Below are 20,996 nucleotides of genomic sequence, written 5' to 3'. Positions count from 1 at the left end.
GTCAGGCGCTACGGGTGGCGGTGGCGGGTGGGACGGCGGCGGCGCGCAGCGCGGGGCCGAGGACGGCGAGCTGGCCGAGCAGCCATACCGCCACGATGCCGGTGAGCACCGTGGGCGAGGACAGCCGCTCCAGTTCGAAGCGTTGCATCAGCCATTGGTTCATGACGTAGGCGAGGACGGCGCCCAACACGGCGCCGCCGCCGACGATCAGAAAGTTTTCCAGCTGGACGTACCCCATGATGTCGCGGCGGGTGGCACCGATGGCGCGGCGGATACCGATCTGCCGGGTGCGCTGCTGCACCCAGAAACTGGCCAGCCCGCCGATGCCCAACGCGGTGACGGTGAGCAGGATCACGATGATCGCCAGCAGCATGCGCGCCACTGCGCTGTCGCTCCTGAAATAGTCCGCGCGCAGTTCCTGCATGGTGGCGACCTGGTGCTGCACATAGGTCGGGTTGGCATGCTGCATCGCCGCCGCCGCGCGTTGCAGGACCTGCGGCAGTTGCCCCGGTTTGCTGCGGATCAGATAGCCGCCGCCCCAGCCTTCGGCGCCGACGCGCAGTTCGGTCAGCAGCGCGTCTGCATCGTCGTCGTGGCCGGCGATCACGCCACGCAGCGGTGCCATCACCCCAACGACATCCAGCCGTACCGCCTGGTTCCACATCGTGGTGTAGATCTTCTGCCCCAGCGGCGAAACGCCAGGAAACAACTTGGCGGCCAGCGACGGGGTGATCAGCGTCGGCAGCTGCCGCTCGCCATGGTTGCTCTCCGCGAACATCTCGGCGGCAGCCGGCAGCTCGGCGTCGTGCAGGTCGCGGCCGGCGACGATGCGGATGCCCAGGGCGCGGTTCAGGCCCTGGCTGCCGGAGAACAGCGTCGCGTGCGCCGCCGGTTGCGTCGCCTGCGCTTCCCGGAACAGTTGCACCCGGTTCGGATTCCACAGCGGCGGTGCGCCAAAGGCGGCCGCTTCCACGCCGGGCACCGCTTGCAACACATCCAGGCTGCGCCCGACGCTGCTCTTGCTGTCTTGCTCGCCGATCACGGAGATGCTCTGGATCAGGCCGATGTCCTGCTCCATCACCCCGGTCGGCGTGTCCACCCGCTGGTAGGTGCGCGCGATGATGAACACCAGGTTGCACAGCACCGCCAGGGTCAGGGCGATCTGCAAGACCATCAACACCACCGCGGCACGATGGCTGCCCAGCGCGGAAAGAATGGGGCGTGCGTGTCTCAGCGCGGTCATAGCGATTTCACCTGCAGGGCGGGAGCGATGCGCGAAGCGCGCCATGCGGGCCACACGCCGGCCGCCAGGGCCGACAGCACCGCCACGGCCAGCGCGAGCGCAAGCAGCGATGGGTCGGCATGCGCCTGTTGGGCGTAGGCCACCGGTTGCTGACGCACCAGCCACAGGCCGATCCAGGTCAGCGGGATGCCGAGCAGTCCGCCGAGGCAGCCGATCAGCCCGGATTCTGCCAGGCATTGCAGGAACACCGCGCGGCGGCTGGCGCCCAGCGCGCGGCGCACGCCGATCTCAGCGGCCTTGCGCATGAACTTGGCGACCAGCAGGCCGACCGCATTGAGCAGGCACACCAGCAGCACGCCGAAGCCGATCCAACTCTGCATGCGCACGGTGGCCGGCACCACCCGCTTGTAGTCGAGCCAGTCGAGCAGATCGCGCAGGCGTGTGTTGGGTGCGCGTTCGAACCGGCCCAACTGACGTTGCTGCGCGCTGTAGTCGTCCAGCGCGGTGCGGTAACGCTGGACCTGCGCCGGCGTGCGCAGTTGCACCCAATACTGCACCCAGGTGCATTGCGCGCTCTTGGGATTGTGCAGGCCCGCTTCCTGGTCCCGGCCCCAGCACTGCATTGGCCCATAGCCGTAGTCCTGGGGCAGGTCCAGCCAGGTCTCGAACGGCACGTACAGCGCTTCTGGCGCCTTGTACGCGCCCGAATTGAGATCGTAGAAACGCGGCTGCGCATCCCAGGTGTCGATCACCCCGATCACCCGAAACGGGCGGGTGGCGATGGTCAAGGTCTTGCCGACGCTGTCGGCGCCGCCGAACAAGGTGTCGTTGAGCGTGCGGGTCAGCACCACCACCTGCGCGCGCTGCGCATCGTCGCCACGGCTCCAGCCGCTGCCGTAGAGGAAGCGCATGCCGAACATCGCGAACAGGTCGGCGGTCGCGGCGCGGGTGGTGAGCATGCGCAAGGGGCTATTCGGCAGGGTCTGGCGGACCGGCAGCCAGTTCGCGCTGGTCATGGTCTGCGCCGGCGCAGCGTGCAGCCGGTACAGCGCATTCGCGTCCTGCCAGGTCAGTTCGTCGGGCGGCTCCTGGTCGGCACCCGGCAGGTCGCGCGGACGCGGGTCCAGTTGCGGATGGAACAGCGTGGCGCTGCGGCCGGGCAGCGGATCGCCGGACAGCGTATGCAGCACCGTCAGCATGGTCATCGAGGCGCCGATGCCCAGCGCCACGGCCAGCACCATCAGCGTGGTGAGGATCTTGTTGCGGCCGAAGCTGCGCAGGGCGAGGTGGAGGTAATAACCGAACATCGTGGGTCTCGGGTCAGGCGCTACGGGTGGCGGTGGCGGGTGGGACGGCGGCGGCGCGCAGCGCGGGGCCGAGGACGGCGAGCTGGCCGAGCGCGCACAGCAGCGCGGCACCGGCCGGCAGGTAGGTCGCGGGCAGTCGGTCCAGTTCGAAGAAGCGCATCAGCAGGACGTTGCCGGCGTAGGCCAGCAGCATGCCCAGCACCACGCCGGCACCGACGATGAGCAGGTTCTCGGTGTGGAAGTGCTGCAGGATGTCGCGGCGGGTGGCGCCGAGCGCACGCCGGATGCCGATCTGCCGGGTGCGTTGCTGCACCCAGAAACTGGCCAGGCCGACGATGCCCAGCGCGGTCACCAGCAGCATCGCGGCGATGACCGCCAGCAGCAGCTTGGCCATGGCCCGATCGCTCTGGAAGTAGCGCTGGCGCAGTTCGTTCAACGGCTTGCTGTACTCGCCGTCCAGGACCGCGTCGGGCGCCGCGCGCGCCACCGCGGTGCGCGCCTGTTCGATCACGCGCGGCAGCTCGCGCCGATCGGCGCGCAGCACGTAGATGCCGGATTGCGACGCCTCGCGCACCGGGATGAGCACCGACCAGTCGCTGCCGATCGCGCCATCCTCGCTGCGGCCGGGATCGGGCCGGGCCAGGTGCGGCAGCGTGCCGACCACGCGGTAGTGGCCGCCGGCCCAGAATTCGCGGCCCAGCGGATCCTGGCCATGCCACAGGTGGTCGGCCAGGGCGCGGGTGATCCACACGTCGGCCGTGTCCGGGGCGAAGTGCTCGAACGGCTGGTAGTCGGCGTCGTCGAACGCGCGGCCGCTGTCCGGCTTGAGGCCCAGGGCGGCCACGGCGCCCGGGCTGGCCGTATAGAAATGCGGTACGCCGCCGACCTCGGTGCAGGCCTGGTCCAGGCAAATGCCGCTGTTGCCTGCAGCCGGAGCGAACGGGACCGTGTTGATGGTGCCTGCCGCGCGTACCCCGGGGATGCGGCGCATGGCATCGAGCACGCGCGCATTGAGATCGGCGTTGTTGCAGCCGTCGCAACCGGACAGGGACACCAGCCCCAGCGCGGCTTCGTCGACGCCGCTGTCCAGATGCATCAGATCCAGCCGGTTGCCGATCAGGAAGAACGCGTTGCACAGCACGGCGCAGGCCAGCGCGACTTCGAGCGCGATCAGCGTCGCGGCGATGCGGTGGCGCGACAGGGCGCGCAGGATGGGGGCGATCTGCATCATGGAGGGGTCCCGGTCACAGGGTCTTGAGCTGCAGCGCCGGCGCGATCCGGCTTGCCCGCAAGGCCGGGAACAGGCCGGCTGCCACGCTGCAGCCGACGGCCAGCACGAAGGTGCCGGCGAATGCCAACAGGTCCAGGCGCGCCAGATCGGCGTAGGCGGCCGGCTGCTGGCGCACGCTCCACAGCCCCAGCAGGGTCAGCAGCCATCCGCCGATGCCGCCGATCAAGCCGATGACGCTGGCTTCGGTCAGGCACTGGGCGAAGATCGCGCGCCTGGACGCGCCCAGCGCGCGGCGCACGCCGATTTCGCCGCCGCGGCGCAGGAACTTGGCCAGCAGCAGGCCGACGCTGTTGAACAGGCACAGGCCCAGAAACGCCACCGCCAGCCAGCTCTGCAGGCGCACGTCGCCAGGCACGACCCGGTTGTGGTCCAGCCACTGCGGCAAGGACAGCAGGCGCGCCGTGTCGGTGCGGCCGATGCGTCCGGCCGCCTGCTGCTGGGCGGCGTAATCGGCCAGCAGGCGCCGGTAGGCGGCCACCTTGGCTGGCGTATCCAGTTGCACCCACAACTGCACCCACACGCAGGGTGCAATGCGCAGGTCCAGCGGCTGCGCCGGCGTGCCGAAGCAGGTCCACGGCTCGATGTGGCCGTCGTTGATCTCCAGGCTGGTGGACAGCGGCGCGAACACGTCCTGCGGCTTGCCATAGAAGCTGCCGGTATCGCCGTGGGAAAAGCTGCCGCCGGCCAGCGTGTAGAACTGCGGCGACGGCCGCCAGGGCGCCAGCACGCCGACGATGCGCACCGCATTGCCGCGTACCAGCAGGCTTTGTCCGACGCTGTTGCGGCCCTCGAACAATTTGTTGTTGAGATCGGCCGAAATCACTGCCACCCGGGCGCGGTCCTGGTCGTCCCGCGCACGCCAGCCGCTGCCGTAGGCGAACGGCACCTGGAACATCGGAAAGAAATCGGCTTGCGTGGACAGCATCTGCGCCATGAATGCCGGGCCGTCGCGTTCGGGCGCGCGCAGCTTGATCTGGCTCTCGGCCACGATTGCCTGGCGATCGGCGCGCCCGGTCTTCCACAGGTCCATCGCGCTGGGATAGTCGAGCTTGTCGAACGGCTGCCGGCCGGTGCTGCCGGCAGGGCGCGGATCGAGCTGCGGGTAGAAGATCCGCTGGCTGCGCCCGGGCAACGGATCGCCGGACAGCAGCCGCATCACCGTCAGCGTGGTCATCGCCGCGCCGATGCCGACGGCGATGGATAGCACCATCAACGCGCTCAACACCGGACTGCGGCGCAGGCTGCGTAGCGCAAGCTGAAGGTAGTAGCCGAACATGCCGTTCTTCGCCTGCCGTCGCCGCGCCGTCAGCCGTTGGCCGCGGCGCCGTGGCCGGTATGCCCCAGCACCGGTTCGCGCTGCAGGTCGGTGGCCTGGCCGTCGACGATGTGCACGTTGCGCTGAGCGCGCGCGGCCAGTTCCGGATCGTGGGTGACCATGACGATGGTCGAGCCCTGCGCGTTGATCTCTTCCAGCAGTTCCATCACCCCGCGCGCCATCTGCGAGTCCAGGTTGCCGGTCGGTTCGTCGGCCAGCAGCAGGCGCGGGCTACCGGCCAGCGCGCGCGCGATCGCCGCGCGCTGTTGCTGGCCGCCGGACAGCTCGGACGGGTAGTGCTTCATCCGCGAGCCCAGCCCGACCCGGCCCAGCGCGTCCTCGATGCGCTGCTTGCGCTCGGCCGCGGCCATGCCGCGGTAGCGCAGCGGCACGTCGACGTTGTCGAACAGGTTGAGATCGGGGATCAGGTTGAAGCCCTGGAAGATGAAGCCGATCTTCTGGTTGCGCATGCGCGAGCGCGCGTCGTCGTTGAGGTTGCTGACGTCCTGGCCGTCGAGCAGGTACTGGCCGCTGGTGAAGGTCTCCAGCAGGCCGGCGATGTTGAGGAAGGTGGTCTTGCCGGAGCCGGACGGCCCGGTGACGGCGACGAATTCGCCTTCGCGCACATGCAGATCCAGCGAACGCAACGCGTGCGTCTCGACCTGTTCGGTACGGAAGACCTTGGAGACGGAGCGCATTTCGAGCATGACGTAGTCCTTTGGCGGTGGAGCGGGGATTGGGGATTGGGATTGGGAATATCGGGATTCGGAATCAGCAAGCGGGGAAGGAAAACGGCAGGGGAAGACGAATCCCCAATCCCGAATCCCCAATCCCAGCCTTCAATGCACCGTCACCTGCGGCGCCTCGCCGAACAGGTCGCTGCCGGAGACCACGACGCGGTCGCCCGGTTGCAGGCCCGAACGCACCTCGACTTCGCCGAGGCTGGTGACGCCCAGCTCCACCGGGCGGCGGATCGCCGAGTTGCCGTCCATCACGTAGGCGTAGCGGCCGCCGGATTGTTCGACGAACGGACCGCGCTCGAGCTTGAGCACGTTCTTGCGGGTATCCAGCAGCACCCGCGCGCTCATGCGCTGGCTCTGGCGCAGGCCCGGCGGCTGCTTGTCGGTGAAGCGGATGCGCGCGTTGACCTCGCCGTTGACCACTTCCGGCGATACCGCCGAGATCGCGCCGGCGAACGGTTCGCCGGCACCGCTGGTCAGCTGCGCCGGCATGCCGATCGCCAGGTCGCGGGCGAAGCTCTCCGGCACCTTGATCTCCAGTTCGAACTTGGACAGGTCGACCACGCTCAGCACCGGCGCATTGGCGGCGACGTTGGTGTGCTGCGACACCTGCACCTGGCCGACCTGGCCGTCGAACGGCGAGCGCAGGGTGAGCAGATCCACCTGGCGCTTCACCTCGGTCACCACCGCGCGCTGGCGCTCGGCGAGCAGGCGCTTGTTGCGCGCATCCAGGCTGGCGCCCTGGGTCTGCAGGCCGGAATCCTTTTGCGCATGGCTCATCGCGATGTCGGCTTTCTTCAGCGAGTCCTGCGCCTTGGCCAGTTCCACCTGCGGCACCGCGCCGCCGTCGTAGCCGCGCTGGTAGCGCTCCAGATCGCGGCTGGCCGCCTGCCGCTCGATCTGCGCCTGGTCGACCAGCTTGCTGGCATTGGCCCGCGCCAGCACCGCATCCAGGTCGGCGCGGCCGGCTTCCGCTTCCTGGCCGGCCAGCGTGGCTTCTTCCTGGGCGAGCTTGCTGCGCAGTTCGGGGCTGTCGATCTCGGCCAGTTCCTGGCCCTGCTTGACCACGTCGCCGGCGACCACCTTCAGGCTCACGGTGCCGCCGGAGATCGCGTACAGGGTGGGGCTGTTGGCGGCGATCAGGCGCCCGTCGGCGGAGATGTCGCGGACCAGGTCGCCGCGGCTGACCGTGGCGATGCGCACGCGTTGCGCGTCGAACGAGCGGCTGCCGGCGATCCAGCCGCGCGCGGCGAAGGCTATGCCGAGCAGCACCGCCAGCGCGATCAGTGCGGGCCAGAGCCAGCGGCGCCAGGCGGAGGCGGAGCGGGGGCGGGCGAGAACCTGGTCCTGGGCGGAAGTGTCGCGGATCATCGGTCGGGTCGGCGCAGTGGAGAATGAACGAATCCAAAGCACGTCGCGTGCCAATCGCAAGTGACTGAAATACCTTAGGTTTGATTGGGGCGGACGGCTGTCCGTGTGTCCGCGGACACGTTCGCGGACACCGTGTCCGCAGCCTTCCCGGACGATCGGGACAGGCCGCGCTGCCGCGATCCGCGTCTGGATCGTGTACGGGGCCAGGTCCGGCGGTCCCCACTCGGTCGCGCCACATACGGAAGCTTCGTGCTGGTTCGCCGCAACCCGAGCCGTACCGCCAGGGCATGCGATGGCGCATCCAAGTCGCGTCGGCAGGTCCTATAGGACATTCAGCGGACAAAGCTAGAATGGCGTTCTTTCGGTGCAGGGTGCGGCTATGTGCGGGATCGTGGGTGCGATTGCGGAACGGGACGTGGTGCCGGTGCTGATCGAAGGCCTGAAGCGGCTGGAGTACCGCGGCTACGACTCCTCCGGCATCGCCGTGGTCGCCGGCGATAGCGTGCGCCGGGTGCGCCGCACCGGGCGCGTGGCGGAGATGGAAAGCGCGGCGCTGGCCGAGGACCTGCACGCCACGCTCGGCATCGGCCACACCCGCTGGGCCACCCATGGCGGCGTCACCGAGGCCAACGCGCATCCGCACGTCAGCCATGGCGACCTGGCGCTGGTGCACAACGGCATCATCGAGAACCACGAGCAGCAGCGCGAACGGCTGCGCGCGCTGGGCTATGTGTTCGAGTCGCAGACCGACACCGAGGTCATCGCGCACCTGATCCATCATCACGCCGCGCAGGGCCTTTCGCTGCTGGCGGCGCTGCAGGCCGCGGCCAAGGAACTGACCGGCGCCTACGCGCTGGCCGCGATCAGCAAGTCGCGCCCGGACGTGCTGGTGTGCGCGCGCATGGGCTGCCCGCTGCTGATCGGCCTGGGCGAGGGCGAGAACTTCATCGCCTCCGACGTGTCGGCGGTGATCCAGGCCACGCGCCGGGTGATGTTCCTGGAAGAGGGCGACACCGCCGAGCTGAGCCGTAGCGGCGTGCAGGTGTACGACGCCGAGGACCGGCCGGCGCAACGCGAAGTGCACATGTCGGAAGTGTCGTTGGCCTCGCTGGAACTGGGGCCGTACCGCCACTTCATGCAGAAGGAGATCCACGAGCAGCCGCGCGCGCTGGCCGACACGCTGGAAGCGCTGTTCGACGCCGGCGGCTTCGATACCACGCTGTTCGGGCGCAATGCCGAAATGCTGGCCGACATCGACGGCGTGCAGATCCTCGCTTGCGGCACCAGCTACTACGCCGGGCTGACCGCGCGCTACTGGATCGAGTCGATCGCCGGCCTGCCATGCAGCGTGGAGATCGCCAGCGAATACCGCTACCGCGCCGCCTACGCCAACCCGCGCCAGCTGATCGTCACCATTTCCCAGTCCGGCGAGACCCTGGACACGATGGAGGCGCTGAAATACGCCAAGTCGCTGGGCCACGCCAAGACCTTGTCGATCTGCAACGTGCCGGAGAGTGCGATTCCGCGCGCCAGCGCGCTGGTGCTTTACACCCGCGCCGGTGCCGAGATCGGCGTGGCCTCGACCAAGGCCTTCACCACCCAGCTGGCGGCGCTGTTCCAGCTGACCTGCGTGCTGGCGAAGCTGCGCGGACGCCTGAGCGCCGCGCAGGAAGCCGAGTACCTGGAACAGCTGCGCTACCTGCCGGGCAGCGTGCAGCACGCGCTGAACCTGGAGCCGCAGATCGCGGTGTGGGCCGAGCGTTTCGCCGACAAGCACAACGCGCTGTTCCTGGGCCGCGGCCTGCACTATCCGATCGCGCTGGAAGGCGCGCTCAAGCTCAAGGAAATCACCTACATCCATGCCGAGGGCTACCCGGCCGGCGAACTCAAGCACGGCCCGCTGGCGCTGGTCGATGCGAACATGCCGGTGGTGGTGATCGCGCCCAACGACGCGCTGCTGGAGAAGGTGAAATCCAACATGCAGGAAGTGCGCGCGCGCGGCGGCGAGCTGTTCGTGTTCGCCGACCAGGACAGCCACTTCAGCGAATCCGAAGGCGTGCACGTGATCCGCACCCCGCGCAACGCCGGCCTGCTCAGCCCGGTGGTGCACACCATCCCGGTGCAATTGCTCGCGTATCACACCGCGCTGGCGCGCGGCACCGACGTGGACAAGCCGCGCAACCTGGCCAAGTCGGTGACGGTGGAATAGCGGCGGGCGTGCGTCACTGGGGCCTGCCTGCCTTCGCAGGCCAGCCGGCGCTGCGCAGCGAAATCGCTGGCGCATCGCTGGTTCGAGAAGGCCGCAGCCAATGGCCGATGCCGGCACGGCCGTGTCGGGCGATGCGGCACGACTGCCGCTGCGTAACCGATTCGGCTACCCGGCAACGCCGTCGAAGAACGCGACCAGGCCCTGCGGCGCATCGGCGTCGAAGAACATCGCGAGATTCTGCGCCGACTCTTCGGCAAAGGCCGCGCTGCGCGGGAACAGCTCGCTTTCGTACGCGGCGAGCGCGGCGTCGATCGCGCCGGGATTGGCGACGATGGCCTGGCCGAGTTCGGCGCCGTCGTGGAGCGCGAGATTGGCGCCTTCGCCAGCGAACGGCGACATCAGGTGCGCCGCATCGCCGAGCAAGGTCACGCCAGGCGTGCGCTCCCAGCGGTGCTCGATCGGCAGTGCATGGATCGGGCGCAGCACGGGGTCGGTGTCGCCATCGGTGACGAGTGCCGTCAACGCCGGGGCCCAGCCATCGAATTCCGCGGCGACGCGGGCCAGTGCGGCCGCCGGGTCGGCGAAGTCGAGGCGGGCGAACCAGTCCTGCGGCCTGTTCAGCGACACATAGGTCTGCAGGGTGCCATCGGCATGGCGGTGGGCGAGGATGCCCTTGCCCGGCGCGACCGCCATCAGCGTGCCGCCGCCGATCACCTGCGCGCTGGCGGGGTGGCGGGTGTCGCCGTCGAACAGGCAGGTCTCGATGAACGAGGTGCCGGCGTAGGCGGGCACTGCGGCCGACAGCAACGGACGCACGCGCGACCAGGCGCCGTCCGCGCCCACGAGCAGATCGGTGGTCACGGTCGCGCCGTCGGCGAAGCGCAGCAGGTGCCGCCCGTCGCCGAGCGGGGCGGCCGTGGCCAGCTTGCGCCCCCAGCGGATGGTGCCCGCGGGAAGCGCGCCGAGCAGGAGCCTGCGCAGGTTTCCGCGATCCACTTCGGGCCTGGCGCCGCTACCCGTGTCGGGCCGGTCGATCAGGATGGCGCCTTGGCTGTCGACGACGCGTTTTGCGTCCGCGCCGGGAAGGACCAGGCCGAGGAACGCCTCGTAGAGGCCTGCGGCCTTGAGCGCGCGCTGCCCGTTGTAGGTGTGGATATCGAGCAAGCCTCCCTGCGGGCGGGCATCCGCCGAGGCTTCGGCTTCGTAGATCGTGGCGGCGATGCCGTGCACGTGCAGCACGCGGGCGAGCATGAGCCCGCCGAGCCCGGCGCCGATGATCGCGATGGGAGTGTGCATCTGAATCCTTGATCGAGTGGCTGCGCCGGGACGGGCGCGAATACGGATGGAACGTCGTTCCACATGTTGGAATGGTGTTCCATTCATGTCAAGATGGGGCATGGCCAAGACAACGCGCGGCACCCCGCGACGCGAGGCATCGCTCTCGCGCGAACAGATCGTGGACGCGTCGATCGCGCTGCTGGACAGCGGCGGCGAGGGCGGCCTGACCTTCCGCGCGCTGTCCGAACGGCTCGCCACCGGCCCCGGTGCGCTCTACTGGCATGTCGCCGACAAGCGCGACCTGCTGACCGCCGCCTGCGACGCCATCGTCGCGCGCACCTTGCATGCGCCCTCCGCCGACGCCACGCCGGAGGCGGCGCTGCGCGCGCTGGCGCTGGGCATGTTCGATGCGATCGATGCGCATCCGTGGATGGGTTCGGCGCTCACCCGCGCGCCCGGCGAATTGCCGATCGTGCGCGTCGTCGAGCGCATCGGCCAGCAGGTGCATGCGCTCGGCGTGCCGGACCACGAGCAGTGGGCCGCGGTCTCCGCGTTGTTGAGCTACATCCTCGGCGTTGCCGGGCAGAACGCGGCCAACACGCAGCTCGCGCGCACGCGCGGCATCGTCAGGTCCGATTTCCTGGATGCGGTGGCGACGGCGTGGTCGCGGCTGGATGCGGACACGTACCCGTTCGTGCGCGGCATGGCCGTACACCTGCGCACGCATGACGACCGGGTGGATTTCCTGGCCGGCATCGACCTGATCCTGCACGGTTTGGCGGCACGGCGCGCGCAGGCGCAGCCGGCCGCCGTGCCGGGCCGCAAGATCGCCACCAAGAAGAAGTAGCGGGGGGGTGCCGTCGCGTCGCGGTGCCGGCACGGCGGGTGTAGCGGACCGGTCTGGTCAACATGCTGGCGCCATGTGCCGTCATTGCGGTCGCGAGCCTCTACGGTTGCCGGATCGCCGCTGGTCGTCGGCGCATGCGGCGTACCGGTTTCATGCACGCATGTTCGGTGATTGCGGCATCGTGCGGCATCCGCGTATCCGCCTGGCTCCACGGCGTTCTCCGTGCGTGCGCACGCCGGATTGGCAGCCGCCGCGGTCGGCTGCCAACGCAATGGCCCAGCTTATGCATAAGCTCCTGGCGAGGGTTCCCACCACGCAGGAGGACGCATGTACGAGTCTTTCAGACAGGGGGCGCCGGCCGAGTTGTGGCAGGCGCTGGTGCACGAGGCAGGGCAGCGGCTGGGCCGGCCGCTGGACGAGTCGCGCGAGAGCTATCTGGTGTTCGTGTTGCTGCGCTACCAGGCCGATGGACACTTGCTGTCGCGCACCCAGGCGCTGGCCTGGCTGCATGCGCAGGAGCAGGTCGGGCGCGCCCGCGCCGATGCGTTGCGCGAGGTCGGCGACGGCTGCCTGCTGATCGCCGGCCTGTTTCCCGGCGTGGCCGCACGGCGCCGGGTCAGCGTGGACTATTTCATCGACCTGGGCCGCGGTGCCTACTACGAAGTGGCCGAAACCCGCGCCAGCGATGCCGGCCTGTTCGGACAGCTGGCGCGCAGCTACCAGGAACTGGTGCGCACGCTGGGCGCGCTGCGTCCGCCGCGCGACTGGCGGATCGGTGAGGATGGTTCGCTGCGTGCTTGAGCGGCCGGGACTGGTGTGAGTGAGCGGTTGCTGGACACCGTGGTGGCGCGCGATGCGCGCCGTGCCATTACGGTTGGCGAAGCGATGTAGGAGCGGCTTCAGCCGCGACAGGATCTATCGGTACCTGTCGCGGCTGAAGCCGCTCCTACAAGAGCCAGCAACAGCCATTGCCCTTCAAATGGCGGGAATTTTCTGGCGGCCGCTCAGAACCAGACCCGCACACCGGCCACCACACGCGTTTCGCGCGCGGCTTCTCGCGCGTCGCGCCGATAGTCCGCGGTGGCGCCGAACGCGCGTTCGTGGACCACGCCGAGATAGGGCGCGAAACGGCGGTTGATCTCGTAACGCAAACGCAGCCCGGCCTCGATCGTGGACAGGCCGCTGCCGATGCCGTGCGCGCGATCGTCGGCGAACGCCGCCTGCGCCTCCAGTCGCGGCTGCAGGATCCAGCGGTTTGTCAGCAGCACGTCGTACTCGCTTTCCAGGCGTGCGCTGGCGCTGCCGCCTTCGCCGACGTACAGGGTGGCCGCGACCTCGAACTTGTACGGCGCCATGCCCTGCACGCCGAATGCGGCGGAGGTGCGCGCATCGCCGGGGGCGACGTCCTGTTTCACGCCGACCAGCAGGTCCCACCACGGCGAGACCGCGTGGCCGTACAGCGCTTCCAGGTCCGCCGCTTCGGTGCGGCCACCGCTGTGCTCGCCTTCGCTGCGCAGCCACAGCCGATCGATGTCGCCGCCGTACCAGGCGCTGGCTGCCCAGGCCTGGCCGTTGCCGTGGTCGTTGTCCCAGCCTTCCAGCCGGTCGAACAGCAGGTAGCCGGTGCGCGACGGCGCATGCAACATCGCGTGCGTCCGCAGGGTCGGAAATGCGGCGGCGCGGTCGGCGTCGGTGAGCGCTGGGATCGGCTCGCGCGGTAGCGTGGGAGCGGATGCACTGGCGCAGGTACACGTCGCCGCTGCGCTGGAGTGAGCATGGCGCGCTTCTATTTTCCCGGACCCCTGGTCCTCGGCCCGTGGTCCCGGCTCCACAATCCCCGGCTGCATCCCGGCGTGGTCCTGCATGGCGCTATCGGCCTGCGCTGCTGTTGGCTTGCCGTGCTCCATCGTGGCCGGCTGCATGTCCATGTGCTGCATGTCTGCGTGGCCGGGCATGGCATGCTCGCCATGTGCTGCGTGGTCCATGTCTACGTCCAAGTGCTGCATGCTCCCGTCGCTCGTCGTCGGAGCGGCCGGAACACTGGCGGCGTGCGCAGCGTGACCCATCGCTGCGTGATCCATGCCGGCATGCGCCATCGCTGCGTCATCGACGTCGGCGACGGCGGGCGGCGCTGGCGCGGTGTGCGCATGCGCCCCATCGTCGGGTGGCGGACACACGCATGCCGCAGGTGCGGATGTAAATGTGGATGTAGCTGCAGCTGCAGCTGCTGCGCTATCGGCATCGGCAGCTCCAGGCGCATGCACATGCTGCGCACCTGCAGCACCATGCGCGAGCAGCAGCGCCAGGCCGACGGCCTGCGCCAGCGTGGCGAGCGGCGTGGCGTTCATGCGTCCACCCGCACTTCGCGCATCATGCCGCCGTCCATGTGGTACAGCAGATGGCAGTGGTAGGCCCAGCGGCCCAGCGCGTCGGCACGCACGCGGTAGCTGCGGCGCGTGCCCGGCGGCATGTCCACGGTGTGCTTGCGCACCTGGAACTGGCCTGCTGCGTTCTCCACGTCGCTCCACATGCCGTGCAGGTGGATCGGGTGCTGCATCATCGTGTCGTTGACCAGCACGATGCGCAGGCGCTCGCCGTAGTTGAGCCGCAGCGGCTCGGCACTGGCGAACGGGATCCCGTCGAAGGACCAGGCGAACTTTTCCATGTTGCCGGTCAGGTGCAGTTCGATCTCGCGCCCGGGGTCGCGGCCGTCGGGGTCGTCGAACAGGCTGTGCAGGTCGGCGTAGCTCAGCACCCGGCGGCCGTTGCCGCGCAGGCCGATGCCCGGATCATCCAGCTTCGGCGCGGTGGCGGAGGACTGCATGTCCACCAGCGGATTGCCGCGCTCGCTGCGCGGATGTGTGGGCGCCGCGCCGGCGTCGCCAGGCGCATGCGCGCTGTGGTCCATCGTGCCGTGGCCCATCGCGGCATGGTCCGTGCCGGCCATGCCCATACTGGCGCCGCAGCCGCCTTCCATGCCTTTCATCGTGGCGGTGCCGCCATGGTCCATGCCGGCGTGCCCGCCCATGGCGTGGCCCATGTCCTGCATGCGCAGCAGCGGGCGCGGATCGTTCGCCGGCACCGGCGCCTGCAGCCCCTGACGCACGGCCAGGGTGCCGCGCGCGTAGCCGGTGCGGCCCATGTCCTGGGCGAACACGGTATAGGCGTCCTGGCCGTTGGGTTCCACCAGCACGTCGTAGGTCTCGGCCGCGGCGATGCGCAGTTCGTCCACGCTCACCGGGTGCACGTACTGGCCGTCGGCGGCGACCACGGTCATCTTCAGCCCGGGAATGCGCAGGTCGAAATAGGTCATGCTGGAGGCGTTGATCAGGCGCAGGAGTACCTTTTCGCCGGGACGGAATTCGCCGGTCCAGTTGCCGCCGGGGGCGACGCCGTTGAGCAGGTAGGTGTAGGTATTGGCGTTGACGTCGGACAGGTCGCTGGGGGTCATGCGCATGCGTCCCCACATGCCGCGGTCGGCGAGGGTGGCGCGCACACCGTCTTCGCGCGCGTCGCGCAGGAAGTCGCCGACGGTGCGCTGGTAGGTGTTGTCGTAGGACGGCATCTTCTTCAGCCGTCGGAACAGCGCCGCCGGGTCCAGGTCGGTCCAGTCCGACAACAGCAGCACGTGTTCGCGGTCGTAGTGGTAGGGCGGCGGCTGCAGCGGGTCGATCACGATCGCGCCGTATAGGCCCGCCTGTTCCTGGTGCAGCGAGTGGCTGTGGTACCAGTAGGTGCCCGACTGGCGCAGGGCGAAGCGGTAGCGGTAAGTCTCGCCCGGGTAGATGCCGTCGAAGCTCATGCCCGGCACGCCGTCCATGTTCGCCGGCAGCAGGATGCCGTGCCAGTGCACGGAGGTTTGCGCGTGCCCCGGCAGGCGATTGGCGACGCGCACCTCGACGGTGTCGCCTTCGCGCCAGCGCAGGATCGGTGCGGGCACGCTGCCGTTGACGGTGATGGCCGGACGCTCGCGCCCGGTGAAGTTGACCCGCGCGCTGCCGATGCTGAGGTCGAAATCGGTGCCGCGCAGCTGATACGGCACGGCGCCATTGCGCGCCAGCGCCGCGGCGTGGGCTTGCCGCAGCGGCAGGCCGCCGATGCCGGCGGCGGCGCCAAGCGCCAGTCCGGTGACGAAGCGACGCCGCGACGGTAGGGCCGGCAGGCCGGAGGAAGGTGGTTTCATGAGCGAACCTCGATGCGATGCGATGCGATGCGCGACCGCGTGGGCGGTGCGTGCGCAGAAGCGACCGCGCGCGGATGCGCGGTCGCCGTGGCGCCGCCCGAGCGGGCGGCGGCGTCGCGATCAGGCGCTGGGAGGTCGCTCCAGCCGCGGCAGGCCGGGCGCGCCGCGGCCATCCTGGCGGCCGCGCGGGAACAGCGGTTGCGCGGCGATCGGCAGTGCCAGCGGCAGCGCGATCAGCGCCGGCAGCGGCTGCGCATGCGGGCACTGGCAACCGGCCGCGGTGCCGCAGCAGCCGTGCTTGCCGGCCTGCTTGGGGCAATGGCCATCGTCATGCTCCGCGGCGGGCGGTGCGGCCTCATGGTGGTGACACGGCATCGCCGCCGCCGCGACGTGCGTGGCATGCGCATGCTCGGCGGCGCGGTGCCGGGAGATGCCGGCGTCCGTGCGCTGCGGCGCCTCTGCCATGCCCGGCATCGCCATAGCTGTGCCGGCGCCATTGAGCAGCAGGCTCAGGCACAGCAGCAGGCGGGTCAGCAAGGCGAAGATCGGCACGGAACACGCAGAGCACGCAAAGGGATACGCGGAGAATACTGCAGCGACGGCTGCGGGCAAGCGCCGGGACGAGGCGGCGGCTAGCCATCGTCGCACCCTGGAGCCGGGTCCAGGGCACGCCTCCATGCCCGGCGAAGGCCTGCGCGGCAAGGGTTTGGCGCCAGCGTGAGTCGCCAATGAACAATTCGCGCGCAACGGCGACAATGGCTTGACCCTGGACCAGCCTCCAGGGAGTAGCTTGCACGCATGAATCCGGTCGCCACTCCGTCCCGCTTCACCATCGGCGCGCTCGCGCGCCAGGCCGACGTCGCCATCGACACGGTCCGCTACTACGAGCGCCAGGGCCTGCTGCCGACGCCGCCGCGGCGCGCGTCCGGCTACCGCGACTACGATGCGGCCGCGGTGGAGCGGGTGCGTTTCATCCGCCGCGCCAAGGACCTGGGCTTCTCGCTGGAGGAGATCCGCGACCTGCTCGCGCTGCAGGACGATCGCCTGCATGGCGTGGAAGGCATCAAGCAGCGGGCGAGCAAGCGCCTGCACGAACTGGATCGTCGCATCGCGCAGCTCACCGAGATGCGCGATGCGCTGGCCGTGCTGGTCGCCGAATGCCCGGGCAGCGGCGAACCCGCATGCTGCCCGATTCTCAGCGACATCCGCGGCGACGCCGCGCCAGGCAAGCCGCAGCCGTGAACGCGACGGCCGCCACCACCGCCACAGTGAGCCTGCCGGTACACGGCATGAGCTGCGCGTCCTGCGCCGTCGGCCTGGAGCAGGCGCTCAACCGCTTGCCCGGAGTCGTCGCGCAAGCCAATTACGCCGCCGCGCGCGTCCACCTGGACTACGACCCGCAGCAGGTGGATGCGCAGACGCTGCTGCAGCGCATCGGCCAGGCCGGTTACACGGTGCCGACGCAGATGGTGACGTTGGAACTCAGCGGCATGAGCTGCGCGTCCTGCGCGGCCGCGATCGAAGCCGTGCTGGCGAACACGCCCGGGGTGATCGCCGGCAGCGTCAACCTGGCCTCGGCCAGGGCGCGTGTGGAGTACGTGGCGGAACTGGTCGCGCCGGCCGACATCGTCGCGCGGATCGGCAGCGCCGGCTTCGGCGCCAGCGTCGTGCGCGAGTTGGACCAGGTCCAACTGCAAGCGCGCGAACAGGCCGAGCGCCGTGCCTGGCACCGCGAGCTGGGCCGGTTCGCCGCGGCGGCGCTGCTGACCCTGCCGTTGTTCGTGCAGATGTTCGGCATGCTGGACGTCTCCGCCATCGAACATGCGCTCGGCGGCCAGCACGCCGAGCCGTTGCCGCGCTGGCTGCAGCTGCTGCTGGCCACGCCGGTGCAGTTCTGGCTCGGCGCGCGCTTCTACCGCGCCGGGTTCGCGGCCTTGCGCAATGGCCGCGCCAACATGGACGTGCTGGTCGCGCTCGGCACCAGCATGGCCTACCTGTACAGCGCCGCGGTCACCGTGTTCGGCCTGGCCGGGCAGCATGTGTATTTCGAGGCCAGCGCCTCGATCGTCACCCTGATCCTGCTCGGGCGCCTGCTGGAAGCGCGCGCCAGGCGCAGGACCTCCTCGGCGATCCGCGCGCTGCTCGACCTCAAGCCCAAGACCGCCAGGGTGGAGCGCGACGGCGCGATCGTGGAGATCGATGCCGCCGAACTGATCGTCGGCGATGTGTTCGTGGTCGCTGCCGGCGAGCGCGTGCCGGTGGACGGCGAGGTGCTCGACGGCCGTTCCAGCGTGGACGAGGCGATGCTGTCGGGCGAGGCGATGCCGGTGGCCAAGGAGCCGGGCAGCCGCCTGTTCGCCGCCACCGTGAACCAGTTCGGCATGTTGCGCGCGCGTGCCACCGGAGTCGGCGCCGACACGCTGCTGGCGCAGATCATCCGCATGGTCGATGCGGCGCAGGGCTCCAAGGCGCCGATCCAGCATCTGGTCGATCGCATCGCCGCGGTGTTCGTGCCGGCGGTGATCGCCATCGCCGCGCTGACCCTGGCCGCGACTTGGTGGCTCAGCGGCAGTTTCGCCACCGCGCTGGTGCATGCGGTGGCGGTGCTGGTGATCGCCTGTCCGTGCGCGCTGGGCCTGGCCACGCCAACCGCGATCACGGTCGGCACCGGTGTGGGCGCCAGGGCCGGCATCCTGATCCGCAACGCCGAGGTATTGGAGCGCGCGCGTGCGCTGACCACGCTGGTGCTGGACAAGACCGGCACCCTCACCGAAGGCCGGCCGCAGGTGACTGCGATCGGCGTGGCGGAAGGCGACGATGCGACGGCGCTGCTGCGCCTGGCCGCCGCGCTGGAGGTCGGTTCGGCGCATCCGCTGGCCGATGCGATCGTGCGGCGGGCCGCCGACGAGGGCGTGCGCGGGTCAGTGCCACTGCCGGTGGCGGCGGTCGAAACGGTGCCCGGCAAGGGTGTGCGCGGCCGCGTCGATACCCGCGAGGTGGCGCTGGGGTCGCTGGCGTGGTTGCGCGAGCTGTCCGTGCAGGCGCCGGATGCGACGCTGCTGCAGCGCGCCGAGGCGGCGCAGGCGAAGGGCCAGAGCGTGGTCGCGGTCGCGCTGGACGGCTGCCTCGCCGGCTACATCGCCATTGCCGATCCGCTGCGCGACGGTGCCCTCGACGCGGTGGCGCGGCTCAAGGCGCGCGGCATCGAGGTGATCATGCTCAGCGGCGACAACCGGCATGTCGCGCAGGCCGTGGCCGCGCAGGTCGGCATCGCGCGGGTGCTGGCCGAGGTGTTGCCGCAGCACAAGGCCGAGGAAGTGTGGCGCCTGCAGGTCGAACCCGGCGCGCACGTCGGCATGGTCGGCGACGGCATCAACGATGCGCCGGCGCTGGCCGCGGCCGACGTCAGCTTCGCCATCGGCGCCGGCTCGGACATCGCCGTGGAGGCGGCCGACGTCGTGCTGGTGCATGGCGACCTGGATGGCGTGGCCACCGCCATCGACCTGTCCGCGGCGACCCTGCGCAAGATCCGCCAGAACCTGTTCTTCGCCTTCGTCTACAACGTGCTCGGCATCCCGCTGGCCGCGTTCGGTCTGCTCAATCCGGTGCTCGCCGGCGCGGCGATGGCGCTGAGTTCGGTCTCGGTGCTGGCCAATTCCCTGCTGCTGAACCGCTGGCGGCCGCGCTGAGCGCAGTGCCGCAGCAACGCTCTTTCCAAACGAGGACACTGCAATGCGCCATCTCGAATTGACCGTTCAGGGCATGACCTGCGGCGGCTGCTCGGCGCGGTTGAAACGTGTGCTGGACGCCAGCGCCGGAGTCGCCGCGGCCGAGGTGGTGCTGGATGGCGGGCGCGTCGGCGTCGATTACGACGAGGCCCGCACCGATGCCGCGGCGATCGAGCGCGTCATCGTCGATGCCGGCTTCGGCGTCGCGGCCCGCTGAGCGGCGGCGCGCCGCCCGGGGCAAAGCCACCGCCGCCAAGTGAACGTCGCCACGCCACGCCGCCGCGTGCAGCCCCAGTGCATGGGGCGGGCGTGTATCGTGGACGCGATTTTTTCCGTCCTGCGCACCGCCATGACCTATCGCGATTGGGTGGCCAACGCCATCCAGAAGATCGAAGCCGATTTCAACCGCTCGGCCGACACCCACCTGATTCCGCTGGACCTGCCCGGTTTCCCCGGCATCGACCTGTATTTCAAGGACGAGTCCAGCCATCCCACCGGCAGCCTCAAGCACCGTCTGGCGCGCTCGCTGTTCCTGTACGCGCTGGCCAACGGCTGGCTGCGCGAGGGGCGCCCGGTGATCGAGGCGTCCAGCGGCTCCACCGCGGTGTCCGAAGCCTATTTCGCGCGCCTGCTGGGGCTGCCGTTCATCGCGGTGATGCCGGCCACGACCTCGCCGGAGAAGATCGCCGCGATCGAGTTCCAGGGTGGGCGCTGCCATCTGGTCGAGCGCGCCTGCGACCTGCACGCCGATTCGGTGCAGCTGGCGCGCGAGAGCGGCGGCCATTTCATGGACCAGTTCCTGTACGCCGAACGCGCCACCGACTGGCGCGCCAACAACAACATCGCCGAGTCGATCTTCCGGCAGATGCAGGAAGAGCCGCATCCGGTGCCGGAATGGATCGTGTGCAGTCCCGGCACCGGCGGCACCGCCGCCACGCTGGGCCGCTACGTGCGCTACCGCCGCCACGACACCCGCATCCTGTGCGCGGATCCGGAGGTGTCGGTGTTCTTCGACGGCTATTGCGAGGCGCTGGCCGGGCGCGACTACGCCGGCCTGGCCAGCACCGGCGGTTCGCGCATCGAGGGCATCGGCCGGCCGCGGGTGGAATCGAGCTTCATCCCCAGCTGCGTCGATGCGATGGTCAAGGTGCCGGACGCGCTGAGCCTGGCGGCGATGCGCTACGTGAGCGTGCGCCTGGGCCGGCGCGTGGGCGGTTCCACCGGCACCAACTTCGTCGGTGTGCTGCAGGCGGCGACGCGGATGCGCGAGCATGGCCGCAGCGGTTCCATCGTCACCATCCTGTGCGACAGCGGCGAGCGCTACGGGCACAGCTACTACCGGCCGGACTGGTACCGCGAGCACGGCATCGACGTGGAGCAGGCCGACGCGCAACTGGCCGCGGCGGTGGCCGGCGCCGGATTGCCGCCGCTGGCTTGTGCCGCGTTGTCCTGACCGCCATATCCCCTTCGAGGCCGGCAACGCC

17 protein-coding genes are annotated in these 20,996 nt (G+C 69.9%); 7 read left to right on the top strand and 10 right to left on the bottom strand.

The window, feature by feature from the left end:
• Position 1: 1 nt before the first annotated feature.
• The 6 genes from HEP75_RS18605 to HEP75_RS18580 all read right to left on the bottom strand — a co-directional run bounded on the left by HEP75_RS18605 (position 2) and on the right by HEP75_RS18580 (position 7,267).
• Positions 2-1,243 (bottom strand): FtsX-like permease family protein, encoded by a 1,242-nt coding sequence (locus tag HEP75_RS18605; protein WP_185824501.1) that lies wholly within the window; start codon positions 1,241-1,243, stop codon positions 2-4.
• Positions 1,240-2,550, bottom strand: coding sequence for an ABC transporter permease (locus HEP75_RS18600; protein ID WP_185824500.1), 1,311 nt, complete (start codon positions 2,548-2,550; stop codon positions 1,240-1,242). The genes HEP75_RS18605 and HEP75_RS18600 overlap by 4 nt, the downstream gene beginning before the upstream one ends.
• 13 nt (positions 2,551-2,563) lie before the next feature.
• A complete protein-coding gene (locus HEP75_RS18595) occupies positions 2,564-3,778 on the bottom strand; it encodes an FtsX-like permease family protein (RefSeq protein WP_185826655.1) in 1,215 nt (404 codons plus the stop codon).
• A 16-nt stretch (positions 3,779-3,794) separates the two neighbouring features.
• Entirely contained in the window at positions 3,795-5,117 is a 1,323-nt protein-coding gene (locus tag HEP75_RS18590; RefSeq protein ID WP_185824499.1) for an ABC transporter permease, read from the bottom strand.
• Positions 5,118-5,146: 29 nt separating this feature from the next.
• Positions 5,147-5,863, bottom strand: coding sequence for an ABC transporter ATP-binding protein (locus tag HEP75_RS18585; protein ID WP_185814049.1), 717 nt, complete (start codon positions 5,861-5,863; stop codon positions 5,147-5,149).
• 132 nt (positions 5,864-5,995) lie between these two features.
• Positions 5,996-7,267, bottom strand: a complete 1,272-nt coding sequence (locus tag HEP75_RS18580) for an efflux RND transporter periplasmic adaptor subunit (RefSeq protein WP_185824498.1) — start codon at positions 7,265-7,267, stop codon at positions 5,996-5,998.
• Between the two features lie 379 nt (positions 7,268-7,646).
• Between HEP75_RS18580 and glmS the strand changes: the two genes are divergently transcribed.
• Complete coding sequence (gene glmS, locus HEP75_RS18575; protein WP_185824497.1) at positions 7,647-9,476, top strand: glutamine--fructose-6-phosphate transaminase (isomerizing); 1,830 nt, start codon at positions 7,647-7,649, stop codon at positions 9,474-9,476.
• 165 nt (positions 9,477-9,641) lie between these two features.
• On the opposite strand, the gene HEP75_RS18570 is transcribed toward glmS, so the two are convergent.
• Entirely contained in the window at positions 9,642-10,772 is a 1,131-nt protein-coding gene (locus tag HEP75_RS18570) for an NAD(P)/FAD-dependent oxidoreductase (protein WP_185824496.1), read from the bottom strand.
• A gap of 100 nt (positions 10,773-10,872) precedes the next feature.
• Between HEP75_RS18570 and HEP75_RS18565 the strand changes: the two genes are divergently transcribed.
• Together HEP75_RS18565 and HEP75_RS18560 are read left to right on the top strand one after the other, a co-directional pair.
• Positions 10,873-11,601, top strand: a complete 729-nt coding sequence (locus HEP75_RS18565; RefSeq protein WP_185826654.1) for a TetR family transcriptional regulator — start codon at positions 10,873-10,875, stop codon at positions 11,599-11,601.
• A gap of 327 nt (positions 11,602-11,928) precedes the next feature.
• Positions 11,929-12,402 (top strand): hypothetical protein, encoded by a 474-nt coding sequence (locus HEP75_RS18560; protein ID WP_046978691.1) that lies wholly within the window; start codon positions 11,929-11,931, stop codon positions 12,400-12,402.
• 203 nt (positions 12,403-12,605) lie between these two features.
• On the opposite strand, the gene HEP75_RS18555 is transcribed toward HEP75_RS18560, so the two are convergent.
• From HEP75_RS18555 to HEP75_RS18545, 3 genes are all read right to left on the bottom strand, one after another.
• On the bottom strand, positions 12,606-13,556 hold the full coding sequence (locus HEP75_RS18555; RefSeq protein ID WP_255423901.1) for a copper resistance protein B: 951 nt from the start codon (positions 13,554-13,556) through the stop codon (positions 12,606-12,608).
• A 389-nt stretch (positions 13,557-13,945) separates the two neighbouring features.
• Positions 13,946-15,784: a copper resistance system multicopper oxidase gene (locus tag HEP75_RS18550; RefSeq protein WP_185824494.1), complete on the bottom strand. Its 1,839-nt coding sequence runs from the start codon at positions 15,782-15,784 to the stop codon at positions 13,946-13,948.
• A gap of 120 nt (positions 15,785-15,904) precedes the next feature.
• Complete coding sequence (locus tag HEP75_RS18545) at positions 15,905-16,336, bottom strand: CopL family metal-binding regulatory protein (RefSeq protein ID WP_185824493.1); 432 nt, start codon at positions 16,334-16,336, stop codon at positions 15,905-15,907.
• Positions 16,337-16,582: 246 nt separating this feature from the next.
• Between HEP75_RS18545 and HEP75_RS18540 the strand changes: the two genes are divergently transcribed.
• The 4 genes from HEP75_RS18540 to HEP75_RS18525 all read left to right on the top strand — a co-directional run bounded on the left by HEP75_RS18540 (position 16,583) and on the right by HEP75_RS18525 (position 20,965).
• Complete coding sequence (locus HEP75_RS18540) at positions 16,583-17,026, top strand: heavy metal-responsive transcriptional regulator (RefSeq protein ID WP_185824492.1); 444 nt, start codon at positions 16,583-16,585, stop codon at positions 17,024-17,026.
• Positions 17,023-19,473 carry a heavy metal translocating P-type ATPase gene (locus tag HEP75_RS18535; RefSeq protein WP_345776769.1) on the top strand — a complete coding sequence of 817 codons (2,451 nt, stop codon included), beginning with the start codon at positions 17,023-17,025 and terminating at the stop codon, positions 19,471-19,473. Before HEP75_RS18540 ends, HEP75_RS18535 begins: the two co-directional genes overlap by 4 nt.
• Before the next feature lie 43 nt (positions 19,474-19,516).
• Entirely contained in the window at positions 19,517-19,729 is a 213-nt protein-coding gene (locus HEP75_RS18530; RefSeq protein ID WP_185824491.1) for a heavy-metal-associated domain-containing protein, read from the top strand.
• A gap of 132 nt (positions 19,730-19,861) precedes the next feature.
• Positions 19,862-20,965 carry a PLP-dependent cysteine synthase family protein gene (locus HEP75_RS18525; protein ID WP_185824490.1) on the top strand — a complete coding sequence of 368 codons (1,104 nt, stop codon included), beginning with the start codon at positions 19,862-19,864 and terminating at the stop codon, positions 20,963-20,965.
• The last annotated feature ends 31 nt before the right edge of the window (positions 20,966-20,996 follow it).

Source organism: Xanthomonas sp. SI, from assembly GCF_014236855.1.
In the GTDB taxonomy this organism is placed as follows: Bacteria; Pseudomonadota; Gammaproteobacteria; order Xanthomonadales; family Xanthomonadaceae; genus Xanthomonas_A.
Note: the sequence above shows the minus strand (reverse complement) of the source record. Positions and strands in the feature narration are given on the sequence as shown.

Bases quoted from the DNA above. Each gene is read 5' to 3' on its own strand.
- HEP75_RS18605 (WP_185824501.1), bottom strand. From the start codon at position 1,243: ATGACCGCGCTGAGACACGCACGCCCCATTCTTTCCGCGCTGGGCAGC.
- HEP75_RS18600 (WP_185824500.1), bottom strand. From the start codon at position 2,550: ATGTTCGGTTATTACCTCCACCTCGCCCTGCGCAGCTTCGGCCGCAAC.
- HEP75_RS18595 (WP_185826655.1), bottom strand. From the start codon at position 3,778: ATGCAGATCGCCCCCATCCTGCGCGCCCTGTCGCGCCACCGCATCGCC.
- HEP75_RS18590 (WP_185824499.1), bottom strand. From the start codon at position 5,117: ATGTTCGGCTACTACCTTCAGCTTGCGCTACGCAGCCTGCGCCGCAGT.
- HEP75_RS18585 (WP_185814049.1), bottom strand. From the start codon at position 5,863: ATGCTCGAAATGCGCTCCGTCTCCAAGGTCTTCCGTACCGAACAGGTC.
- HEP75_RS18580 (WP_185824498.1), bottom strand. From the start codon at position 7,267: ATGATCCGCGACACTTCCGCCCAGGACCAGGTTCTCGCCCGCCCCCGC.
- glmS (WP_185824497.1), top strand. From the start codon at position 7,647: ATGTGCGGGATCGTGGGTGCGATTGCGGAACGGGACGTGGTGCCGGTG.
- HEP75_RS18570 (WP_185824496.1), bottom strand. From the start codon at position 10,772: ATGCACACTCCCATCGCGATCATCGGCGCCGGGCTCGGCGGGCTCATG.
- HEP75_RS18565 (WP_185826654.1), top strand. From the start codon at position 10,873: ATGGCCAAGACAACGCGCGGCACCCCGCGACGCGAGGCATCGCTCTCG.
- HEP75_RS18560 (WP_046978691.1), top strand. From the start codon at position 11,929: ATGTACGAGTCTTTCAGACAGGGGGCGCCGGCCGAGTTGTGGCAGGCG.
- HEP75_RS18555 (WP_255423901.1), bottom strand. From the start codon at position 13,556: ATGCCCGGCCACGCAGACATGCAGCACATGGACATGCAGCCGGCCACG.
- HEP75_RS18550 (WP_185824494.1), bottom strand. From the start codon at position 15,784: ATGAAACCACCTTCCTCCGGCCTGCCGGCCCTACCGTCGCGGCGTCGC.
- HEP75_RS18540 (WP_185824492.1), top strand. From the start codon at position 16,583: ATGAATCCGGTCGCCACTCCGTCCCGCTTCACCATCGGCGCGCTCGCG.
- HEP75_RS18530 (WP_185824491.1), top strand. From the start codon at position 19,517: ATGCGCCATCTCGAATTGACCGTTCAGGGCATGACCTGCGGCGGCTGC.
- HEP75_RS18525 (WP_185824490.1), top strand. From the start codon at position 19,862: ATGACCTATCGCGATTGGGTGGCCAACGCCATCCAGAAGATCGAAGCC.